Genomic DNA, 22,025 nt, shown 5'->3' on the forward strand with positions numbered 1-22,025 from the left:
ATATGAGGCTCCCCCGTATATTGGCGGTTACTTTAGCCTTCAGTGCATTAGCTCCCATCAGCTTCGCTAAGGAACCCCCGCATATCAAAAGTATGATGGGGCAAACCCAGTTACAAGGCCTGGGCAGACTGAACTTTTGGGGATTTCATGTTTACGATGCCAATCTATATCGCGGCGCGACTAAGGACTCACAGGAGTTTGCTCTTGAACTGAAGTATCAGAGATCTTTATCGGGCGAGGCCATCGCGAACCGCACTGCTGAAGAAATGAAAAATTTAGGGGTGGCCGATGCTCAAGCAGCAGCTTGGGGTAAAGAGTTGATAAACATACTTCCCAATGTTGAGCCTGGCCAGACTATCGCTGCCATCTACATCCCTAAGCAGGGCACTATTTTCTTTTATGAAGGCAAGAAAATATCTCAAATTCAGGGGGCTGATTTTGCTAAAGCTTTTTTTGGTATTTGGTTAGATGCAAAAACAAGTGCCCCAAAACTGAGGGCAGATTTATTGGGACAGGGTTGTCCGCCACCACTTATTTCAGGAGCATGTTAAATGCGCAGAGCTTATATTGCTGCAAAATGTTTGGCCGTAGGTCTAGTAATGACGGGGCTATTTGCCTGCTCGTCACCTTCGGTAACGCAGTACGCTAATGAGAAACCAAATCTAGATCTGAGTGAATACTTTAACGGCACGATAGATGCTTATGGGATCTTTACTGACCGTAGTGGTGAAGTGAAAAAACGCTTTACCGTACTTTTGGTAGCGCAGTGGAAAGTGATTGATGGTAAAAAAGTGGGTACTCTCGATGAAAGCTTTGAGTATTCTGACGGCATTAAGCAAAAGCGTATTTGGACTTTGACAGAAACGGCTCCCGGTAAATATATTGGCAGGGCGGATGATGTGGTCGGGGATGCGCTGGGCGAATCAGCGGGTAATGCGCTGAATTGGACTTACACCTTAGCCTTACCCGTAGATGGCACGATTTATCAGGTGCAATTTAATGATTGGATGTACTTGGTGACTTCTAAGGTTATGCTCAACAAGGCCAAGATGAGTAAATTTGGCATTGATTTAGGTGAAGTAACTTTAAGTTTCTATAAGCGCTAATTGATGACCCATCCAGCTTCTATATTGTTCCGTCAGCAAGGAATGCTGGTTTGAAAAAGCTCATACTCATTTTGGGCGATCAGCTTGATGTTGATAGCGCCGCTTTGAAAGATGTCAATTCGAAGTTGGATGAAGTCTTGATGGTTGAATCAGTCGCTGAAGCACAGCATGTCTGGTCCCATAAAGCGCGGATCGCTTTATTTTTGTCCGCAATGCGCCATTTTGCCGATCATCTCCAAGGCCTAGGTTTTCCTCTCACCTATATTCGGCATTCTCCTAAGACTATTGTTGAGGAACTCGGTAGCAAAATTATTGATGGAAAATTTACCCATCTCGTATGTGTAGAGCCGGGGGAATGGCGTCTCAAGAAATCCATTGAAGCATTGGCCTTAGAGCTCAATATTGTTCTAGAGATGAAGCAGGACACTCATTTTTACTGTACTCATGAAGAGTTTAAAGAGTGGGTCGCTAATAAAAAAGAGTTGCGACTGGAATACTTCTACAGACTCATGCGTAAAACGCATCGGATCTTGATCGATCAGGACGGTAACCCCGAGGGCGGGCAATGGAACTTTGATCGAGATAATCGCAAGCCCTTTCCAAAGAAAGGCCCCGGCTTAATACCACCTCCAGAAATGTTTGAACCAGATCTCATTACCAAAACCGTTTTGGCTGAGGTAGAGGAGTATTACCCCGAGCACCCTGGATCGCTTGCGCATTTTCAGTGGCCAGTTACCCGCGAGCAGGCACTTCAAGCCCTGAATGGGTTTATCGAACATCGTCTAGCAAGCTTTGGTATTTATGAAGATGCGATGTGGACTGATACGCCATTTGGTTGGCACTCCTTGCTGTCGAGCGCACTTAATCTAAAGTTGCTTAATCCCAGAGAGGTCGTAAACGCGGTAATCGTTGCTTGGAAAAAAGATAACTTAGAAATGGCCACTGTGGAGGGCTTCATACGTCAAATCTTAGGTTGGCGAGAATTTGTGCGAGGGATGTATTACCTCGACATGCCACAAATGGCGCTCGATAATTTCTACGATCACCAGAATTCATTGCCCGCCTGGTATTGGACGGGTAAGACAAAAATGAAGTGCATGCAAGAGGCGATAGGACAAACACTGCAATATGGTTATGCGCATCATATTCAGCGTCTCATGGTGACTGGCAACTTTGCCTTACTCGCAGAAATCCTACCAAAAGAAGCGTGTGATTGGTATTTGGCTATTTATGTTGATGCGATTGAATGGGTAGAGCTTCCGAATACCGCGGGTATGGCCTTATTTGCGAGTGGTGGTCGTTTTACTAGTAAACCTTATATTGCCAGCGGTGCTTATATCAAGAGAATGAGTAACTATTGCAGCTCTTGCCAATACAAGCCTGATATCCGATTTGGGGAGGGAGCCTGCCCAATGACTAATTTGTATTGGAACTTCTTAATTAAGCACCGTAAGCAATTTGAGGCAAGTCCACGAACCCGCTTGATGACCGCCAATTTATCCAGAATTAGCGATTCAGATCAGCAGGCTATCCAGGTTCATGCAAAAGGGCTGCTAGGCGATTTAAGCTCTTTGTAGCAACTCATTGCTGTCGGCAAGCAGTAGCAACGCAATTTGTGAATTTGTGTCACACTTTCGCTAAATAAATCAGTAGGTTAAAAAGCTATGAGAATTGAAGATACCGATCCAGCACGGCATGCGGGCATTGAATATCCCATGGAAGTGGGCGCACCAGTATTTGCACCGATTAAAGTCTTAGAAGAGAAAGACAAGGCGGTGAATGTCGCGCGCCAAAATGCAAAGCTCGAATATGATCGCATCATGGAGCAGGCCGAAGTATTGATGAAACAGGCACGCGAGCTTCAAGCGAGACTGGATGCTACAGAAATGGTGCATAGCGCCAAATTCAGTTTTAATCCCCTCCACGGCAAAACGTACCACCTCTATTTCGATAGCCGCATTGGTGCCAATGTGTTGATTCAGAATGGTCCTGATCAGTGGAGTTGTGGCATTCCGGATGCTTGGACCTATTCCATGGCTGTCAAAAAGCTTGGGGATAGCACCTGGGCCGTAGTTGAGGATGAGGAGCTCGCATCTTCCGCTCTTGCAGTAAGATAATTTTTTCTATAAAAATAATAAGGTGACTTGTGACAACTGCTCGAATTGTTAGTCTTTCAGAACTCGGTAGCGCCGATGTAATTCAGTTAATTGATAAAGAACTTCCGGCCCCAGGTAAGGGCGAAGTTCAACTTCGTCAAACAGCTATTGGCTTTAACTTTATCGATGTGTATCAGCGCTCTGGCGTTTATCCTTTGGAATTGCCAACGGGCCTTGGTCACGAGGCAGTTGGTGTAGTCGAGGCGCTTGGTGAAGGCGTTACCCGATTTAAGCTTGGTGATCGCGTGATGTATATGAATGCCGGTATCGGAGCTTATGCCAGTGCACGCAATGTTGCAGTAGATAAGTTAGTGCCGGTACCAGACAGCGTATCCGATGAGGTAGCTGCTGCGGTGTTCTTCAAGGCAATGACTGCGCAATACTTGATACAAAAAACTTATAAAGTGAAATCTGGTGACGTCGTGCTAGTACATGCTGCTGCAGGCGGTGTTGGCCAAATCTTAGCGGGTTGGGCAAAATCATTGGGTGCATTTGTGGTGGGTACTGTAGGGTCTGAAGGGAAGTTTGCGGCAGCCAAGGAGGCGGGATGTGATGCCGTTGTGGATTACTCAAAACCAAATTGGGCTGAAGAGGTTATCAAGGCAACAGGTGGACGCAAGGCAAATGTGGTTTACGACTCGGTTGCTAAAACTACTTTCTTGGGGTCGCTCGATTGTGCCGCTCCATTTGCTACGGTAGCTTTATTTGGCGCAGCTTCGGGCCCAGCTCCAGAGATCCAACCTGAGATTCTAAATAAGAAAGGTTGCCTCTTCTTAACTAGACCTTCTGTCTTCCCACATAACGCTACCCCTGAGTTGCTTCAAGAAAATGCCCGCGCGGTGTTTGATGCTATTGCCCAGGGTCGAGTCAAAGTGCAAATTGGCGCCAAGTTCACACTTGAGCAAGCTGCTGAAGCGCATAAAGCGGCAGAAGGAAGAAAAGTTTCGGGTGCGATTGTCATTACACCTTAATTAGTTTGCCGAGCAATCGGTTGCCTAAGTTGGTTTGATTGAGAGCCCCGCTGATGTAGCGGGGTTTTTTATTGCCATGCCTCATGTCAAGATAATCAACTTAACGGTAGAATATTTTATTACGCCAATTATGAGATGCTCATATGAACTTCTACATTAAGTCGATTCTTCCTGCGGCATGCATTGCCTTTTCCTCAATAGCTTTGTCGCAAATTCCAGATACGCAATATTCGCAAGGAATCTCTTATATTTCTGGTGGGGTGGGGGAAGAAGAGTCTCAGGCGATTTTGGCGGAGGCGAAGCAGTGGCCTTTATTGCTGGAGTTATCGCAATTAGAAAATGGTCGTGGTATCTGGATTTTTGGCGCAAAGATCAAAATTCTGAATACTAAGAATCAAATAGTATTTGATGCGCAGGCAGATGGCCCTTATATCCTGATTAATTTACCTGCTGGTGATTATCTAGTTGAAGGAGCTTATGAGGGCGTCGTTCAGAAGAGGTCGATTAGTGTGAAGCCAGCATTGCCGCAGAAGGTGAATTTCTTTTGGAAGGGTTAGTTAACATTCGCTCCTTATCCGTTATAGTTTAAAAAACCTATAAAAATCTGGAGACTCGTTTGAATAGCATTTCACTCACAGTGAAGGAGCAGCTCGCGCCGAATGGCGTTCTGTCCGCTGCAGTGTATTTGGGTAATTTTTTACTAGTTACCGGGCAATCATCCTCTGGTGAGCCCACTGGTATCGCACCTGATATCTGTCGAGCAATTGCAAATCTTTTGGGCGTGGAGTTAAATCTCTTTGGCTTCAATACACAGGATGAAGTTGTTGAGGCTGCGGTCAGTGGAAGGTGTGGCATTTCATTATTAGGTTCTGATCCGGCCCGTGCTCAAAAGCTTACTTTCACTCCTGCTTATGTGGAGCTAGAGGCTAGTTACTTGGTGCCCGCTAATTCACCTATTACTGAGTTAGCGCAGGTGGACCAACCAGGAGTTCGAATTGCATCTTTTTATAAGAGTGCTTATGACCTTTGGTTGCAGCGCAATCTCAAAAATGCCAGCCTAGTTCATGCTGATAGCCTGAAAGCAAGTAATGAATTGTTTATTAGCAATAAATTAGATGCTCTGGCGGGTTTGAAAACTGGCTTAGTTTCCGTTGCTCGAGATATTCCTGGGTCAAGAATTCTTGATGGTCAATTCACTGGAATACAGCAGGCGATTGCTACTCAAAAAACACGCCTAGAGTCGGTTGAGTTTCTGAATGCTTGTGTGCAAGAATTCATTAGGTCGGGTTTAGTGGCAGATCTCATTAGGCAATATCAGGTCCAGGGCCTATCAGTGGCGCCACTCTCTCAAATGTCTTCAGAAAGCTAATATGCAAAAGTTACTCCTAGCCCTCATTTTCGCCTCTGGTTTTTTGACTCACTCAGTCGCCATCGCTCAAGCGAATACTTATCCAAATCATCAAATTAAGATCATTTCTCCATTTGCTACGGGCGGTATTGCTGATGGGTTTTCGCGAATCATTGCTCAAGGATTAAGTGAGGCTTATGGGCAGCCGGTGATCGTAGAAAACAAAACTGGGGGCGGAGGAAATATTGGGGCTGACTTTGTGGCCAAATCACCAGCAGATGGATATACCTTGATCATGGGCAGTATTGGTACGCACGCAGTAAATCCCTACCTAGTGAAGAATATGCCCTATGACCCTCTGAAAGATTTCGTACCGGTAGCTTTTGTGCTTGATGCCGAAGGTTTATTGGCTGTTAATCCTAATGTCCCGGTAAAAAATGTTAGTGAGCTGATTGCCTATATCAAGGCAAATCCAGGGAAGGTATCTTATGGATCTGGTGGCATTGGTACTGCTAGTCATTTAGCGGGAGAACTTTTTGTTCTCACTACTAAGGTTGATATGACCCATATTCCATATAAAGGAAATGCGTTGGCAATTACTGATTTAATCGGCGGTCAAACTCAGCTGATGTTCGCCACAATGCCTACGATTCTTCCCTATGTGAAGAGTGATAAGTTACGCGGTTTAGCGGTAACGGGCGCCTCAAGAGATCCTTCAATGCCAGATTTGCCCAGCATTAGCGAAACTCTGCCTGGATTTGACGTCAAAAATTGGATTGGCCTATTTGCTCCCGCAGGCACTCCACCTGAAATTGTGAAGAAGCTGCATGCTGAGGTGAGCAAAATCATGCAACAGCCTGCTGTTCAAAAAAAGCTGGAGTCAGAAGGAGCAAAGTATTACGCCATGTCGCCTGAGGCTTTTGGATCATTTCAGAAGAAAGAGGCGGCCCGCTGGGGTAGGATCATCAAAAGTGCTGGCATCAAGCCCGAATAGAGTCATGATCCAAGTGGGGGTGCTTCTTCCTCACTCCGCTTATAATTGGCTAAGCGATTGAATTAAAAGAAATTTATTCTTTAAATACTGTTTTAGGTCGTTTGACAGCCCCAATTGGGTCTTGGACAATGCCTGAGGTGGTTTGATTCAAGCCATTTCTTCCGATGACAGCCATTAACTCCTCCCTTCCAGAATCTTCAGTAGCGACCCTTGAGGCTAGGGGGATTGCCTGTGTGCGAGGTGAGCGAGAGCTGTTTTCGGGATTGAATTTCCAGATATCTAAAGGTCAGTGTCTGCATATTCGTGGGGAGAACGGCGTTGGTAAAACGAGTCTTTTACGACTACTTACCGGCTTAGCTTCCCCTGAGTCTGGAGAGATCTTATGGAATAGCCGGTCCATCAAAAAAGAAGCGTCGGAATATCGCAGTAAACTTTTATTCTTGGGTCATCGCGATGCGCTGAAAGAGGATCTGAGTGCGCTTGAAAATTTGCGCATGTATGCAGCGATTGATGGCATTACGCTTTCGGAGCAAGATACTTTTTCTTCCTTGTGGCGCTTTGGTCTTAAGGGGCGCGAAGATCTACCTGTAAATTGCTTGTCCGCTGGCCAGAAAAAACGTGTCTTAATGGCTCGCATGCTGACGCGACGGGCGCAAGTGTGGATTTTGGATGAACCCTTCAATGCCTTGGACACTCACGCAGTGCAGGAGTTACAAGCTTTGATAGCTGAGCATCTTGAAGATGATGGGTTGGTAGTGCTAACGAGCCATCAACCTTTGGCCATTTCGGGTTTGCGAGTGTTAGATCTATGAATGCCTTTTTTGCCATAGTCCATCGCGATTTATTGCTTGTGATGCGTCGCAAGAGTGAGGTTTTGACTGCGTTATTTTTTTTCGTCATTGTGACTAGCTTGTTCCCACTCGGTATTGGCGCTGATACTGCGTTACTCAGAAAAATTGCGCCTGGCGTTATTTGGGTTGCCGCCTTGCTGTCTACATTACTTGGTTTGCAGCGGATGTTCGCAGCTGATTACGCTGACGGTACTTTAGAACAATTAATTTTGTCCCCCAATACATTTACGGTATTGGTATTTGGGAAGATTTTTGCTCATTGGTTGGTCTGCGGTTTGCCCTTAGTTTTGCTGGCACCTGTGATTGGCATTCAATTCGATTTGGATGTCCAGTCTTTGAAAGTGTTGATGGCGGCCTTATTACTGGGAACACCAGTTTTATCCTTACTGGGCTCGATTGGCGCAGCCCTAACGCTGGGAGTGAGGGGTGGTAGTGTATTGATGAGTCTTCTGATCTTGCCACTCTACATCCCTGTATTGATTTTTGGGGCGGGTGCCGTGTACGCCAGTAGTGTTGGACTGGATATCACAGGACATTTTTCGCTATTGGGCGCTTTATTCATTTTGGCATTAGCATTTGTGCCTTGGGTTAGTGCTAATGCAGTAAAGATTGCTATCGAATGAGTAATGTAAATAATTTATCTTCTAGTCGTGTCGTGAACTGGTTCAAATTCTCGAGCCCAAGCACCTTTTATCCGCTGGCTGGAAAAATGATTCCCTGGTTCTGGGCGCTTTGTTTTATCTTTGGGGCTGCTGGCTTGTGGGTGAGTTTTTTTGTTGCGCCCGTAGATGCCGTGCAAGGCCAGGGCTATCGTATTATTTTTATTCATGTACCCGCTTCTTGGATGTCCATGTTTATCTATTTAGTCATGGCTGCTTGGGCGGGATTGGGTTTGGTATTTAATGCTCGCCTATCTGCCATGATGGCGCAGGCCTTGGCTCCTATCGGGGCTTGGATGGCTTTCCTATCCTTATGGACGGGCGCCTTTTGGGGCAAGCCCATGTGGGGCGCCTGGTGGGTATGGGATGCGCGTTTAACTTCTGAGTTAATTCTGCTGTTTTTGTATCTTGGATTTATCGCTTTGCAAGCCTCTATTGATAGTGCCCGCCGTGCTGATAAAGCAGGTGCGATCTTAGCCTTAGTTGGCGTCGTAAACGTGCCTATTATTTATTTTTCAGTGAAATGGTGGAACACTTTGCATCAAGGCGCCTCTGTTTCATTAACTAAGGCTCCGGCCATGGCTCAGACAATGCTCTGGGGAATGTTGTTGATGGCCTTATGCCTTTGGATGTACTCAATCGCAGTAGGGTTAATGCGTGTACGCGCCATCATCTTGGAGCGCGAGGCCCATACTGATTGGGTTAAGCAATTAAATGAGGTAAAGCGTTAATGTGGAATAGTCCGGCTGAATTCTTTGCAATGGGTGGTTATGCTCTATATGTATGGTGCAGTTTTGGTGTGTGCGCCCTAGTGCTCTTGCTTGAGCCCTTAGCTATTCGAGCGCGACATAGGGTAATTGTGCGAAGGCTTCAGCGCGAAGTGATGGTAGAACAGTTTGATCAAAAGGGTAGCAAGTGAAACCAAGACATAAACGAGCAGCCATAATTGTTGGCGCACTCATTGCCATTGGTATCGCGGCAGTATTAATTTTGAACGCACTCAACAGTAATATTGCTCTATACGTTACCCCTAGCGAAGTAGCTGCTGGCAAGTCGCCTTCTGGACAGGTCTTTCGAATTGGTGGCATGGTCAAGGATGGTTCGGTCAAACGTGATGGTTTAACGGTGCACTTTGTCATTACCGATATGGTGAAAGATATTCCCGTTGCGTATACGGGTATTCTTCCGGATTTATTTAAAGAGGGTAAGGGCGCAGTCATCCAAGGTCGACTCAACCCAAATGGACAATTTATTGCTAGCGAAGTATTGGCTAAGCATGATGAAAACTATATGCCTCCAGAGGCTAAGCATGCCTTAGAGCAAGCTCAAAAAAATGGAAGTAAACAATGATTCCTGAGTTTGGGCATTACGCATTAATTCTGGCCTTGTGCATCGCCATCATCCAGGGAATACTTCCATTGGTCGGCGCACATCAAGGTCGCCGTGAATGGATTTTTTTAGCTAGACCAGCCGCGCAAACGGTTTTCTTATTGCTGGCAATTTCGTTCACGATTTTGGCCTGGAGTTTTTATGCCAATGATTTTTCTGTTCTCTACGTTGCGGAACATTCAAATTCACAAATGCCGGTCATTTATCGCTTAGGTGCGGTATGGGGTGGTCATGAAGGTTCCTTGTTATTGTGGATCTTCTTGTTATCTACTTGGACATTTTTGGTTGCTCAGCTTTCTAAGTCGCTTGATGAGTTTATGGTGGCTCGGGTGATCGGTGTATTGGGTTTGGTAACTACTGGCCTGCTCTTATTTGTTCTCACCACCTCCAATCCTTTTGAAAGACTTTTGCCTGCCGCGCAAGATGGACGCTCCTTAAATCCACTCTTACAAGATCCGGGATTGGTGTTTCATCCGCCAATGTTGTATATGGGTTATGTTGGTTTCTCGGTAGCGTTTGCGTTTGCAATTGCCTCTTTATTGTCTGGTCGTCTCGATGCGGCTTGGGCGCGTTGGTCGCGTCCTTGGACGACGGCTGCTTGGGTATTTTTAACTCTCGGTATTGCATTAGGTTCTTGGTGGGCATATTACGAATTAGGTTGGGGTGGCTGGTGGTTTTGGGATCCCGTAGAGAACGCTTCATTTATTCCTTGGTTAGTTGGAACTGCATTACTCCATTCTTTAGCAGTTACTGAGAAGCGCGGCGGCTTTAAGAGTTGGACGGTATTGTTGGCGATTACGGCTTTTTCACTTTCACTCCTGGGAACCTTCTTAGTGCGCTCTGGTGTACTCACGTCAGTTCACGCATTTGCGACTGATCCGAAGCGCGGCATCTTTATTTTGATTTTCTTGGTGTTGGTAGTGGGCTCCTCCTTAACGCTCTACGCTTGGCGCGCACCCAAGAGTTCGCTTGGTGGCAAGTTCAGCTTAAGCTCGCGCGAAACCTTTATCTTGCTCGGTAATGTTTTCTTGGTGGTATCTGCCGCATCAGTACTTTTGGGTACGCTCTACCCCTTGTTGATTGATGCTCTGCATTTAGGAAAAATCTCAGTAGGGCCTCCATACTTTAATAGCGTCTTTGTGCCCATCATGATCCCTCTGTTGGTCTTAATGGGAATTGGGCCTTGGACTAGTTGGAAGAATTCTAATCTCGTGGATGTTGTGAAGCGTCTATGGATCGCAGCCCTAGTAGCGGTGATTGCCGCGGCTTTGATTCCATTTGCAATGGGTGAATTTACTTGGCTTAGCAGCCTTGGTTTCTTGCTCGCTTTCTGGGTAATTACTTCAGGCGTTTTGCAGATTATTCGCCAAGCAAAAGCGGGTAAGCCAACACGTTCATTTATTGGTATGCAGGTAGCGCATCTCGGTATAGCGGTGTTTGTCATTGGCGTCACTATGGTGGGCGCCTATCAAGAAGAGAAAGATGTGCGAATGCTTGCAGGAGAAAGCGTTAGTGTCGGTGGTTACCAAATTCAGCTTCAAGGTGTCAACACTGTTCCTGGGCCAAACTACAAAGCTATGCGAGGTACCTTCTTGTTGACCCGCAATGGCAAATTGGAAGCCACGATGTATCCAGAAAAGCGCAGTTACTTCTCATCAACAATGCCAATGACTGAGGCGGCGATTGATGCGGGCCTGACTAGAGATATCTACGTTTCATTAGGTGAGGAACTAGAAGATAAGGCATGGGCAGTGCGGGTCTATTACAAGCCTTTTGTTGATTGGATTTGGGGCGGTTGTTTGTTGATGGCCTTGGGTGGTATCTTGGCGATGTCAGATAAACGTTATCGTATGAAATTGCGGAAAGTTGTGGCATGAAGGCGAAGTTTTTAATTCCACTTCTCTTATTTGTGATCTTGGTGGGATTTTTGGCGGTAGGTCTAAATCGTGATCCGCATGAAGTGCCTTCGCCACTGATTGGTAAGCAAGCACCTGCCTTTGAAATACCACAATTGGCAGACCCCCAAAAAACCTTTTCGCCTGAAAGTATGAAAGGTAAGCCCTGGATTTTGAATGTATGGGCTTCTTGGTGTGTTGCCTGCCGTGAAGAGCATCCTGTTTTAGTTGAATTGGGCAAGCTACAGGTCGCGCCGATTATTGGATTGGATTACAAAGACAAGCGTGACGATGCCATGGCTATGCTTGCTCGCCAAGGCAACCCGTACTCTTTATCTGCATTTGATGCTAATGGCCGAGTAGGGATTGATTACGGTGTTTATGGGGTTCCAGAGACATATGTGATTGATAAAGCTGGCGTGATTCGATTTAAGCATATTGGCCCGATCACTATGGAATTACTCAATCAAAAGATTATTCCCCTCTTGGGTGAGCTCAAGTGAGATTGAACAAGCTCTCTCTATCCACTCTTGCGATCTTGGTAATGGCTTGCGCAATGAATATCGCTTTAGCTAAAGATGCTGCTCCGCTTGCGGATGACCCAATTACTGAGCAGCGTCTCATTGCCATTTCTGAAGAAATGCGTTGCCTAGTTTGCCAAAATGAATCTCTGGCGGGCTCTCGTTCTGATTTAGCAAATGACTTACGTCGAGAAATTCGGATTCTCATTAATGAGGGTAAGACGGACGAGCAAATTCGGAGTTTTATGGTGGAGCGTTATGGCGATTTTGTTTTATATCGTCCGCCTGTGAAGCCAATCACCTGGCTCCTTTGGATAGGCCCCTTTGTTATTTTGCTTGCCGGCATTATTGGTTTAATGGTTTATCTACGCCGTAGAAATCAAAGCATCCCGAGTACCACGCTATCCGCAGAGGACAACCGCCGTATTGATGCGCTACTTCAGGATACAAAATCCAGCTCAACAGAGAATGTACATGACTAGTTTTTTAATATCCGCTCTCCTTTTGCTGATCTTGGTGCTGGTGTTATTGCTGCGCCCATTCTTCTTCCCAGCGAAAGAGTCCGCTACTTCACGTCGCCAGATGAATGCAGCTATTTATCGTGAAGAGCTCGATAAGCTTGAGGCCGATCGTTTAGTGGGTGCTGTTGATGCGAATAGCTATGAGCAAGCTCACGCGGAAATGCGTCAACGTCTTTTTCAAGATACTGATGAGGCGGATGACCTTGCGGTATTGGGTTCCCCAAAGAAAACCATCATTGGAGTTTGCCTTTTTGTAGTGTTGCTCTCAGCAGGCTCTTATTTTTACCTTGGCGATGCCCCTCGAATTGCTGAAAAGAGTGCTGAAAAGCCAATGACTCAAGAGTCTGTGGAAAAGATGGTTGCGGAGTTTGCGGCCAAAATGGAAAAAGAGCCGGATAACTTGAAGGGTTGGGCCATGTTGGCTCGGTCTTACCGAATTTTGGGTCGCAATGCTGAGGCTGAAAAAGCCTATGCTCGTGCAGGTGCGTTTGTAGATGCTGATCCGCAATTATTGGCTGATTACGCTGATGTACTAGCGGCTAATGCGAATGGTAATTTTGCTGGTAGACCGCAACAGCTGATCAATAAAGCGCTAGCATTAGATCCTAATAATTTACTTGCTCTATGGCTCTCTGGAACTGCGGCTTTTAATGCGCAAAACTATAAAGTAGCAGTGCAGTCTTGGGAAAAGCTAGCAAAGCAATTACCTGCCGAAACAGATGAGGCGCGCGCTATTGCTACTTCTATTGCCGAAGCTCGGAGTAAGGGCGGGCTTGCGCCAGCTAGTGCACCAGCGATCAGTAATCAAGGGGTGAGCGGACAGGTGGGGATTGCAGCTGAGCTGAGTAACAAAATTAAAGCCGGTGATGTTTTGATGGTGATTGCACGCAAGCCAGGGGAGCGTATGCCGGTAGCGGTTCTTAAAACTGCAGTGACTACTTTTCCAATGAGCTTTGTTCTCAATGATGCTTTAGCAATGAGCCCGAATGCCTTGATTTCTCAATTGCCCGAAGTGTTAATTGAAGTACGCATCTCCAAAACAGGTATGGCAATGCCAGAATCTGGTGACCTGATATCTACGCCTCAAACGATTAAGGTGGGCACGACCAATGCCCGCCTAATGATCAATCAAGTCAGGCCTTAATTAGCCCCGACCAACAAATGGCATGTTGGTTGCCATGATGGTCATCGACAAAATATTGCTCTCTAGGGGTAGTTGGGCCATATGAAGGACTGCTTGACCGACGTGATCTACATCCATTAACGGCTCTACCTTTTTTGAGCCATCTGGCTGCAAAATTCCAGCAGCCATGGGGATAGTCATTTCTGTACCCGCATTGCCAATATCGATTTGACCGCAGGCAATATTAAATGGACGGCCATCCAAAGCAATGGATTTAGTCAATCCAGTAATGGCATGCTTAGTGGCTGAATAGGGCGCAGACATCGGGCGCGGCGCATGCGCAGAGATAGAACCATTATTAATGATTCTGCCTCCTTGAGGTGATTGCAACTTCATCATCCGAATAGCCTCTTGCGAACACAGAAAGGCTCCGCAGAGATTGGCGTTGACTACATTCATCCACTGTTCATAGCTCAGCTCTTCCATGGGTATTGCTGGAGCCCCCATGCCAGCATTATTAAAGAGCACATCAATACGGCCAAATTGTTTTTGGATTTCTGAAAATAGGTGTTTGACTTCTTCCGGTCTACCTACATCACAAGCAATAGCCCGGCAGTTTTGATTGTTTCCGCCTATATCTTGGATTGCGTGATTGAGCTTCTCAAGATTTCTACCGGTCAGGACAACGCAAAAGCCACCCTGTAAAAGTGCTTTTGCTGCTGCCTTGCCAATACCCGTTCCAGCTCCTGTAACTAGAGCTACCTTATTGGGGCTTGAGTTCATTGTGATCCTCATGGTTCTTTGAAAACCCCCATCTTATCCCGAAATAATTCGAATGAATTCAATCTGCTCCCGATCCTTGGGCTCGGGGCATAATGGCAAAAACGAGAAAAATTCTTATGGACTTCATACGCAAAAATATCTATAACCCCTTGGCGGTTGGTATTGCCTTTTTGATTCTGGTTGCCATACTTTTTTCCACACTGTGGGTGTTGGTGCCACCACCACCTCGCTCAATTGAGTTAGCGACTGGCTTTCCTACTGGCCTATATCAAAAATTTGGCGAAAGACTTCAGAGTGAGCTTGCTGAGCAGGGCGTATCTCTGAAATTACGCACTACAGGTGGAACGGGGGATAACTTAGCCTTGTTAAGTGATGACAGCTCCGGCGTTGATTTTGCGATGGTTCAAGGTGGTGTGGCTGATCTATCGAAGCATCCCAACTTGGTTTCTATTGCGGGCGTATTTTATGAGCCAGTTTGGGTTTGGTACAGAGAGTCTAGTTTTAAAAATGACGCGGGGCGATTAAGCTTATTAAGTCAGCTGAAAGGTAAGCGCGTTTCCATCGGTAATGAGGGCAGTGGTACATTGACATTGGCTTCCCAATTGCTTGAAGCCAGTGGCATAAGCATGAATGATTTTCATGCTGAAAAGCTAAAGCCACTGGATGCCTTGGAAAAATTCAAAAAGAATGAATTAGATGTTGTCTTTACCGTTAGTGCGGCCGAGGCGCCTATTCTTAAAAAGTTTTATGAAACCCCTGGCATTCGCTTAATGAGTTTTGAGCAAGCAGATGCCTATGTTCACTTATTCCCCTTCCTATCCAAGGTGACGGTGCCGCGCGGGGTTGTGAGTATTGCGCACGATCTACCACGGCAAGATATACAGGTACTAGCGGCAACGGCAACCTTGGTAGGGAAAGACGATGTTAGTCCTGCATTAGTAACTCTATTGCTTGGCGATACGTACGATATTTTAAAAACCTATTCTTATTTGCAAAAGCCGGGAGAGTTTCCATCTGGTACAGGTCTTGATTTTCCTTTGCACGTAGATGCTGAAATCTATTTAAAAGATGGCCCTTCTTTCTTGCACCGCCACCTTCCTTTCTGGACGGCAGTGTGGATTGGACGCTTTGCCAAAATTGTCATCCCCTTGCTGGTCATTTTGATTCCCTTATTTACTTATATCCCAGCGGCCAAGAATTTCTTTTTACGTCTCAAGTTGTCCAGGGTGTATGAGGAGCTCAAGATCATTGAAAGAAATGCCGCTATCCCAGAATTAAAAGAAAAGAACTATAAGGATTTGGTGGATATTGAGAGAAGGGTCGGCAATATCAAAGTATCTATGCTCGACGCCAAAGAGTTGTACGACTTAAAAGGGCATGTCGGTGAAGTGCGCGGCCGCCTAAATTTTTATTCTGAAATGAATTAATGGTCAGCGCTTAAAATAAGCTTATGACTCTCTCAAGCCTTTTGCCGCCACTCACCCCCCTTAAGGAGGTGGATCAATCCCTCCGAGATGATGGTTTTGCGGTTGTCTCTGCGCTGGATGTTGCGCAAATAGCGCACGTAGATCTCAATCAACTGCAAAATCTCACCCAGTTTTGGGATGACTTGCCGCGTGATCCTTATCTCAGAGATGGTGGACGATACCGATTTCGCCGCCATTCTAGCTTTGAGATCAAAGGTGGATCTTTGGCGATGGTGCCGCATCGCGCCCATTGGCAATCCGTAAACTACAACGCATTACATGGCGGTATCGAGCGCTGGTTTGAGCCCTCACAAATTCAGCTCACCAGTAATCCTGCCTGGAAATCCCTTTTGCTGGGCTTGGCCCATGTACTTAATGGTCTCAAACAGGTCAATACTTGGTTTGTTGAAGCGCACCAATTTCGGATTGATACAACCGACGGAATTGGGCGACCAACGCCTGAAGGGGCGCATCGTGATGGGGTAGATTTTGTAGCCGTCTTTTTGCTCAATCGCGTTGGCATCAAGGGTGGTGAGACCCGTATTTTTGATACAGGCGGTTCTGCTGGTTTGAGATTTACTCTAACTGAGCCGTGGTCTTTGTTGCTCATGAATGATGAAAGAATGATTCATGAATCTACCCCGATCCAGCCCTTGGGACCGCACGGCTATAGAGATACGTTGGTGCTTACCTTCCGATCAAATGGCTTCCAGGACTCACCAAATCGTAGTCAGCAGTAAGCCCTATGCGTTTTAAACCTACTAGTTACACTCCTCTGATGCTCATGGCGCAGACCTGCGCACTGCTGGGTTTTGCTTGCTATGCTGTAGTTCTGACAACTTTGCAAGATGAATGGCATCTCAGTAATTTGCAATCAGGCTTAATTGCAAGCGCCTTCTTTTTTGGCTACATGCTGATGGTTCCTTTAGCAACGGCACTTACCGATCGGGTTGATGCAAAAAAAGTCTATCTCGTAGGTGGTCTCTTAGCAACTTGTGGATTGTTGGGCATGGGTCTGTTTGCCTTTAACTTTTGGTCTGCTCTAATCTTTATGGCGCTCAACGGAGCGGGCTTAGCTGGCACCTATATGCCAGGTCTAAAAATTCTATCTGACCGAATTAAAACGGGGGAGCTGACTCGTCACATTGCTTTCTACACAGCATTCTTTGGCATTGGTACTGGGTTTTCTTATCTCTGCTCGGGTTGGATATTGAGTGTGTTGGGCTGGCACTATGTCTTTGGGATCATTGCTTTAGGACCATTCACTGCATTTCTGATTGTGCTGTTATTTGTTCCCGCACTGACTAATGAAAAATGGCATGGCCCGATTCGGATTCGCTTGCATGATATTTTTCCAGTAGATAAATGGCGTTTAGTTTTACAGGACAAAACAGCCTCGGGATTTATTTTTGGTTATACCGCCCACTCAATGGAGCTGTTTGCATCGCGTAGTTGGATAGTGGCCTTTTTTGGCCTATGTGCAATTATTTCTGGGGAACCCTTTTTATTAACCGCCACTTCACTTGCTGGAGTAATTAATTTTTTTGGCGTCCCCTCATCCATTATCGGAAATGAGATTGCCTTAAGAATAGGGCGTCAAAAATGGATTTGTATTGTCATGCTATCTAGTGCGGCCTTTGGAGTCGCGCTGGCATCATCTACTGGCCAGTCTTGGTGGTTAATTATTGCCTTGGCAATAGGGCATACGATATTTATCATGGCTGATTCAGCTACTTTGACCGCTGGTTTAGTAATCAGCGCTCAAGAAAATATCAAAGGTGCTGCCATGGGCCTGCACTCGCTCATGGGGTTTGGGGGCGGCTTGTTGGGCCCAGCCATCTTTGGATTCGTTTTGGATTTAACGGGTTCACGCGCCTCTCAAGTTTCTTGGGTCTGGGCCTATTCTGCTGTAGTGGTCTGGGGCGTTCTATTTGTACTTTACGAGCGTCGTAATGGCTGGGTTACCAAGCCTCTAAGCCGTAATCGATAATGCATTTATGAGCTCAAGCTTGCCAAGTAATAGCTGCTATCACTGTGGAAGTTTTATTCGTCCCGGTGACTCTTATGAGTGTGAGCTTGGTGGTATCAATAGAAAATTCTGTTGCGCTGGTTGTATGGCAATTGCACAAACCATTCATGGAGAGGGTTTGGAGGTGTTCTACGCGCGACGCGCGCAGTCTAGCGATAAGCCTGCTGCTTATCTTGCCTCAAATGAAATTCCCCAAAGTCTTGCTCCTTACGATGACCCTTCTTTACTCGGGAGATACACGCGACCAGGTGGTGGGGAAGGTAACCTAGAAACAACCTTACGACTTGAGAAAATTCGCTGTGCTGCTTGCGTGTGGTTATGTGAGCAACATTTGCGACGCATCCCCGGTGTGCGGGATGTGCAGATTAACTACGTGAGTCAAAAAGTGAAGGTGGAATTTTCACCTCAGCAAACCAGCCTAGCCCGTTTGCTATTTGAAGTTGAGCGCATTGGTTATGAGGCTTGGCCATTCGAGCCTTCACTCTCGATTGAAAAATCCAAAAAAGAGCGCCGTCAATTACTCACTCGGCTTGGGGTTGCATTACTGGGCATGATGCAAGTCATGATGTATGCCTGGCCAAGCTATGTTGGTGATAGCGATATCACTGCGGAGTATGACCTGCTATTAGGCTGGACTAGTTGGGCCCTCACCGTTCCAGTGATGATCTACTCGGCAGGCCCCATTTTCCAAGCGGGCTGGCGAAGTGTTGTCTCGTTTCGTCAAACGCATATGCTGGGCATGGATGTCCCTATTGCCTTAGCTTTAGCGCTGGCTTTCTGCGCTGGTACTGTAAATCTGGCTACTGGTTCGGGTCAAGGCTATTTTGATTCCATCACCATGTTTGTCGCCTTCATCTTAACGGCACGCTATGTGGAGTTATTAGCGCGCCAAGATGCCCAGGGTGGAGCGGAGGCGCTGGCAAAACAGTTGCCTGCCACTTGCGAGAGGGTGCCGAATTATCCCGTTTCCCAGCAAGTGGAAATAGTGCCGGTAGTGAATTGCAATCCTGGCGAGGTTCTGCGTATTCCACCTGGCGATATTGTTCCTGCCGACGGTATTTTGATTGAGTGCGAAAGTGCTCTCGATGAATCTCTCCTTACCGGCGAATCGAAGCCAATCGATAAGAAGATTGGTGATCGCGTGTATGCAGGGACGCACAATATTCTCAATCCAATGCTCATGAGAATCGATGCTGTAGGTCAATCCACTCGTATCGCTGGCATCGCCTCATTACTTGATCAAGCATTGCAAGCAAAACCATTAATGGTGAGTCTCGCCGAAAAGTGGGCTGGATATTTTGTTGGCTTTCTGCTGATGGCTGCTTTTTTATCCTCAGCAATTTGGTGGTATGTCGACCCCAGCAGAGCTTGGACGGTTTTGGTTTCTGTATTGGTTGCCAGTTGCCCTTGCGCTTTATCTCTTGCTGTGCCAACTGCGATGGCTGCCGCCCAGGGAGCAGTAACAAAACTCGGTTTGTTAATTGTCCGTGGCCATGTCCTCGAGGGCTTGGTCAAGGCCACGGACTTAGTGCTAGATAAAACCGGCACACTTACTATGGGTCAACCAGAGTTAAAAGAGGTTTTGATTGCCCGCACAGAGTTTTCTAGAGCAGATGTACTTAGCCTTGCCGCATCAATGGAGGCAGGTCAAAAACATCCTCTGGCGCTTTCTTTATTGCGTGCTGCTGAAGCTGAGGGCTGTGCACTGACTTCTCTACCTGAGCCCGTAAGTAATCTGTTGGGTAAAGGTCTTAGCTCAGGAGTTTATCGACTGGGAAGTGCTGTATGGGTAGGTGCTCAACAGATGGCGCAAGAAGGACAGTATGGACAAGTGCATTTAGCGGATAACAAAGGATTGATTGCGAGCTTTCTATTTTTGGATACTCCAAGAGCGGGACTCGAAAATCTCTTGGCTGCTGCAAAGTCTCGCAAGATCACAGTGCATTTAGTTTCTGGGGATGATCCGGTCACGGTAGCCTGGTGGGCGCATCAAGTCGGCATCGATAATTTTAAGGGTGCCTGTTCACCAGAAGACAAATATCACTATATTGAACGTTTACAAAGTGAGGGTCGCTTTGTTTGGGCAATTGGTGATGGAATTAACGATGCGCCCCTATTGGCGAGAGCGGATGTCTCGATTGCCGTTGGGGCAGGGGCGCCACTCGCTACAGCAGGCGCAGATGCGATTTTGACAGCCAGATCCTTGGCTCCCCTGGCTAAATCTTTATTGCTGGCAGATAAAACCCAGTTGATTATTAAAGAAAATTTGATTTGGGCCTTGGTTTATAACCTGTTGGCTATTCCGGCTGCCATGATGGGTTGGGTCAACCCTTGGGTTGCGGGAGTCGGCATGTCTTTTTCCTCCCTCGCCGTGACATTGAATGCCTGGCGCCTCAGAAAGGCATAGACTAGAGCGATGGAAAGCCTTTTTCTTTTAATCCCTTTATCTCTAGTTCTAGTTGGCGTTTTGGCCTGGATTTTTCGTTGGTCTGTAAAAAGTGGCCAATTTGATGATTTGGATGGCCCTGGCCAAGCGATTTTGATGGATGATGATACGCCAAAGCCAGAAAAAGTTAGTGAACACCATCAAAAATAGCTATACTTTTTAAGCATTTAGCTAATACAAACAAATAAATCGAGTAATAAAAAGCATAAATGCACCCATCCTTTTTGATGTAGATCAAAACGCCTGATTAGGCTTACTTTGATAATGATTCCAGTCTATTTGGATTATGTCGCTGTTTGGTCACAAAAAAAGGAGAAACCATGGGACTTACCGTGGGGAACAATCAAGATACCTTCAATTACAAGGTTGTCAGCCAATTTGCCATTGTTACGGTGCTTTGGGGAATTGTGGGCATGCTTGTGGGGGTTATCCTCGCTGCGCAGCTCATCTGGCCTGAAATCACTTTTAACATTCCATGGTTAAGCTACGGTCGTTTGCGCCCTTTGCATACCAATGCGGTCATTTTTGCTTTTGGTGGTTCGGCGTTGTTTGCGACGTCTTACTACATCGTGCAGAGGACATGTCAGGCACGCCTGTTTTGTGACAAGTTAGCGGCATTTACATTCTGGGGTTGGCAGGCGGTCATCGTTTTGGCTGCGGTGACTTTGCCGCTTGGTATTTCAACCTCCAAGGAATATGCGGAGCTTGAGTGGCCAATTGATATCTTGATCACCTTAGTTTGGGTGGCTTATGCGGTGGTGTTCTTCGGAACTATCATGAAGCGCAAAACCAAACATATTTATGTATCCAACTGGTTCTTCGGCGCGTACATTCTGACAATTGCTATTCTTCATATTTTCAATAATTTGGAAATGCCAGCAAGCTTGTGGAAGTCATATTCTGCATATGCAGGTGTACAAGATGCCATGGTTCAGTGGTGGTATGGACATAATGCAGTTGGCTTCTTCTTAACTACCAGCTTCTTGGGCATGATGTACTACTTCATTCCTAAGCAAGCAGAGCGTCCAATCTATTCATATCGTTTGTCCATCGTCCACTTCTGGGCTTTGAACTTCACCTATATGTGGGCTGGTCCTCACCATTTACAGCACACATCATTGCCTGATTGGACTCAATCACTAGGTATGGTGTTCTCTTTGATTTTGTTAGCTCCGTCTTGGGGTGGCATGATCAATGGAATCATGACTTTATCTGGTGCATGGCATAAGTTGCGTAGTGATCCAATTCTCAAGTTTCTCGTTGTTGCTTTGTCTTTCTACGGTATGTCTACGTTTGAGGGCTCAATGATGTCGATCAAGACTGTGAATAGCTTGTCGCATTACACAGACTGGACTATTGGTCATGTACATTCAGGTGCACTCGGTTGGGTTGCCATGATCACTATCGGATCTTTGTATTACCTGATCCCTCGCTTAGTTGGTCAAAAAGATATGTACAGTACACGTTTGATCGAGGTACATTTTTGGATCGCAACTATTGGCGTAGTGATTTATATCGCTGCCATGTGGATTGCTGGAGTGATGCAAGGTCTGATGTGGAGAGCTTTTGAGCCAGATGGCACCTTGACCTATAGCTTCGTTGAGTCCGTTAAAGCAACTTATCCTTTCTATGTGATTCGTTTGTTGGGTGGTCTTTGCTACCTAAGCGGTATGTTCTTGATGGCTTATAACGTCTTCAAAACAGTGCAAGGTAAGACCTTTATTAATGCGCCAATTCCATTGGCTACTAACAATCACTAAAAGGAGA

24 protein-coding genes are annotated in these 22,025 nt (G+C 46.3%); 23 read left to right on the forward strand and 1 reads right to left on the reverse strand.

Translation table 11 applies throughout. The features are described 5' to 3' along the window. The first annotated feature begins 2 nt into the window (after positions 1-2). The 17 genes from ICN42_RS07940 to ccmI all read left to right on the forward strand — a co-directional run bounded on the left by ICN42_RS07940 (position 3) and on the right by ccmI (position 13,555). Positions 3-551, forward strand: coding sequence for a chalcone isomerase family protein (locus ICN42_RS07940; RefSeq protein ID WP_216253185.1), 549 nt, complete (start codon positions 3-5; stop codon positions 549-551). Further along, complete coding sequence (locus tag ICN42_RS07945) at positions 552-1,106, forward strand: DUF3833 domain-containing protein (protein WP_216253187.1); 555 nt, start codon at positions 552-554, stop codon at positions 1,104-1,106. It begins immediately after the preceding gene. Positions 1,107-1,156: 50 nt separating this feature from the next. Next, complete coding sequence (locus tag ICN42_RS07950; protein WP_216253189.1) at positions 1,157-2,683, forward strand: cryptochrome/photolyase family protein; 1,527 nt, start codon at positions 1,157-1,159, stop codon at positions 2,681-2,683. Positions 2,684-2,770: 87 nt separating this feature from the next. Beyond that, positions 2,771-3,223 (forward strand): DUF2452 domain-containing protein, encoded by a 453-nt coding sequence (locus ICN42_RS07955; RefSeq protein WP_216253191.1) that lies wholly within the window; start codon positions 2,771-2,773, stop codon positions 3,221-3,223. 29 nt (positions 3,224-3,252) lie between these two features. Then, the gene (locus tag ICN42_RS07960; RefSeq protein WP_216253193.1) at positions 3,253-4,233 is read left to right on the forward strand and encodes a zinc-binding dehydrogenase; all 981 of its coding nucleotides are present in this window, start codon (positions 3,253-3,255) and stop codon (positions 4,231-4,233) included. 143 nt (positions 4,234-4,376) lie between these two features. Beyond that, positions 4,377-4,790: a carboxypeptidase-like regulatory domain-containing protein gene (locus ICN42_RS07965; RefSeq protein WP_216253195.1), complete on the forward strand. Its 414-nt coding sequence runs from the start codon at positions 4,377-4,379 to the stop codon at positions 4,788-4,790. A gap of 59 nt (positions 4,791-4,849) precedes the next feature. Then, a complete protein-coding gene (locus ICN42_RS07970) occupies positions 4,850-5,602 on the forward strand; it encodes a transporter substrate-binding domain-containing protein (RefSeq protein ID WP_216253196.1) in 753 nt (250 codons plus the stop codon). A gap of 1 nt (position 5,603) precedes the next feature. Continuing rightward, complete coding sequence (locus ICN42_RS07975) at positions 5,604-6,575, forward strand: tripartite tricarboxylate transporter substrate binding protein (protein ID WP_216253199.1); 972 nt, start codon at positions 5,604-5,606, stop codon at positions 6,573-6,575. Positions 6,576-6,739: 164 nt separating this feature from the next. Then, entirely contained in the window at positions 6,740-7,387 is a 648-nt protein-coding gene (gene ccmA / locus ICN42_RS07980; protein WP_216253201.1) for a cytochrome c biogenesis heme-transporting ATPase CcmA, read from the forward strand. After that, complete coding sequence (gene ccmB / locus ICN42_RS07985) at positions 7,384-8,049, forward strand: heme exporter protein CcmB (protein ID WP_216253203.1); 666 nt, start codon at positions 7,384-7,386, stop codon at positions 8,047-8,049. The genes ccmA and ccmB overlap by 4 nt, the downstream gene beginning before the upstream one ends. Then, positions 8,046-8,816 (forward strand): heme ABC transporter permease CcmC, encoded by a 771-nt coding sequence (gene ccmC / locus ICN42_RS07990; protein WP_216253205.1) that lies wholly within the window; start codon positions 8,046-8,048, stop codon positions 8,814-8,816. The genes ccmB and ccmC overlap by 4 nt, the downstream gene beginning before the upstream one ends. Next, entirely contained in the window at positions 8,816-9,004 is a 189-nt protein-coding gene (ccmD, locus tag ICN42_RS07995; RefSeq protein WP_216253206.1) for a heme exporter protein CcmD, read from the forward strand. Before ccmC ends, ccmD begins: the two co-directional genes overlap by 1 nt. Further along, positions 9,001-9,435 carry a cytochrome c maturation protein CcmE gene (gene ccmE / locus ICN42_RS08000; RefSeq protein ID WP_216253208.1) on the forward strand — a complete coding sequence of 145 codons (435 nt, stop codon included), beginning with the start codon at positions 9,001-9,003 and terminating at the stop codon, positions 9,433-9,435. Before ccmD ends, ccmE begins: the two co-directional genes overlap by 4 nt. After that, the gene (locus ICN42_RS08005; protein ID WP_216253209.1) at positions 9,432-11,351 is read left to right on the forward strand and encodes a heme lyase CcmF/NrfE family subunit; all 1,920 of its coding nucleotides are present in this window, start codon (positions 9,432-9,434) and stop codon (positions 11,349-11,351) included. The genes ccmE and ICN42_RS08005 overlap by 4 nt, the downstream gene beginning before the upstream one ends. Beyond that, positions 11,348-11,872: a DsbE family thiol:disulfide interchange protein gene (locus tag ICN42_RS08010; RefSeq protein WP_216253212.1), complete on the forward strand. Its 525-nt coding sequence runs from the start codon at positions 11,348-11,350 to the stop codon at positions 11,870-11,872. The genes ICN42_RS08005 and ICN42_RS08010 overlap by 4 nt, the downstream gene beginning before the upstream one ends. 41 nt (positions 11,873-11,913) lie before the next feature. Then, complete coding sequence (locus ICN42_RS08015) at positions 11,914-12,372, forward strand: cytochrome c-type biogenesis protein (RefSeq protein WP_216253700.1); 459 nt, start codon at positions 11,914-11,916, stop codon at positions 12,370-12,372. Continuing rightward, the gene (ccmI, locus tag ICN42_RS08020) at positions 12,365-13,555 is read left to right on the forward strand and encodes a c-type cytochrome biogenesis protein CcmI (protein WP_216253214.1); all 1,191 of its coding nucleotides are present in this window, start codon (positions 12,365-12,367) and stop codon (positions 13,553-13,555) included. The genes ICN42_RS08015 and ccmI overlap by 8 nt, the downstream gene beginning before the upstream one ends. Here the strand turns inward: ccmI and ICN42_RS08025 are convergent, their stop codons facing one another. Continuing rightward, positions 13,556-14,329: an SDR family oxidoreductase gene (locus ICN42_RS08025; RefSeq protein WP_216253216.1), complete on the reverse strand. Its 774-nt coding sequence runs from the start codon at positions 14,327-14,329 to the stop codon at positions 13,556-13,558. A gap of 104 nt (positions 14,330-14,433) precedes the next feature. Here ICN42_RS08025 and ICN42_RS08030 point away from each other — a divergent pair, with 104 nt between their 5' ends. From ICN42_RS08030 to ccoN, 6 genes are all read left to right on the forward strand, one after another. After that, positions 14,434-15,744 (forward strand): TAXI family TRAP transporter solute-binding subunit, encoded by a 1,311-nt coding sequence (locus tag ICN42_RS08030; RefSeq protein ID WP_216253218.1) that lies wholly within the window; start codon positions 14,434-14,436, stop codon positions 15,742-15,744. Positions 15,745-15,767: 23 nt separating this feature from the next. Further along, complete coding sequence (locus ICN42_RS08035) at positions 15,768-16,523, forward strand: 2OG-Fe dioxygenase family protein (RefSeq protein WP_216253220.1); 756 nt, start codon at positions 15,768-15,770, stop codon at positions 16,521-16,523. A gap of 5 nt (positions 16,524-16,528) precedes the next feature. Continuing rightward, on the forward strand, positions 16,529-17,773 hold the full coding sequence (locus tag ICN42_RS08040; RefSeq protein WP_216253221.1) for an MFS transporter: 1,245 nt from the start codon (positions 16,529-16,531) through the stop codon (positions 17,771-17,773). Positions 17,774-17,780: 7 nt separating this feature from the next. After that, a complete protein-coding gene (locus ICN42_RS08045; protein WP_216253222.1) occupies positions 17,781-20,219 on the forward strand; it encodes a heavy metal translocating P-type ATPase in 2,439 nt (812 codons plus the stop codon). A gap of 9 nt (positions 20,220-20,228) precedes the next feature. After that, on the forward strand, positions 20,229-20,408 hold the full coding sequence (ccoS, locus tag ICN42_RS08050; RefSeq protein WP_216253223.1) for a cbb3-type cytochrome oxidase assembly protein CcoS: 180 nt from the start codon (positions 20,229-20,231) through the stop codon (positions 20,406-20,408). Between the two features lie 170 nt (positions 20,409-20,578). Beyond that, positions 20,579-22,018, forward strand: coding sequence for a cytochrome-c oxidase, cbb3-type subunit I (ccoN, locus tag ICN42_RS08055; protein ID WP_216253224.1), 1,440 nt, complete (start codon positions 20,579-20,581; stop codon positions 22,016-22,018). Positions 22,019-22,025: the final 7 nt, after the last annotated feature.

The sequence above is a fragment of the Polynucleobacter sp. 71A-WALBACH genome, from assembly GCF_018882365.1.
In the GTDB taxonomy this organism is placed as follows: domain Bacteria; phylum Pseudomonadota; class Gammaproteobacteria; order Burkholderiales; family Burkholderiaceae; genus Polynucleobacter.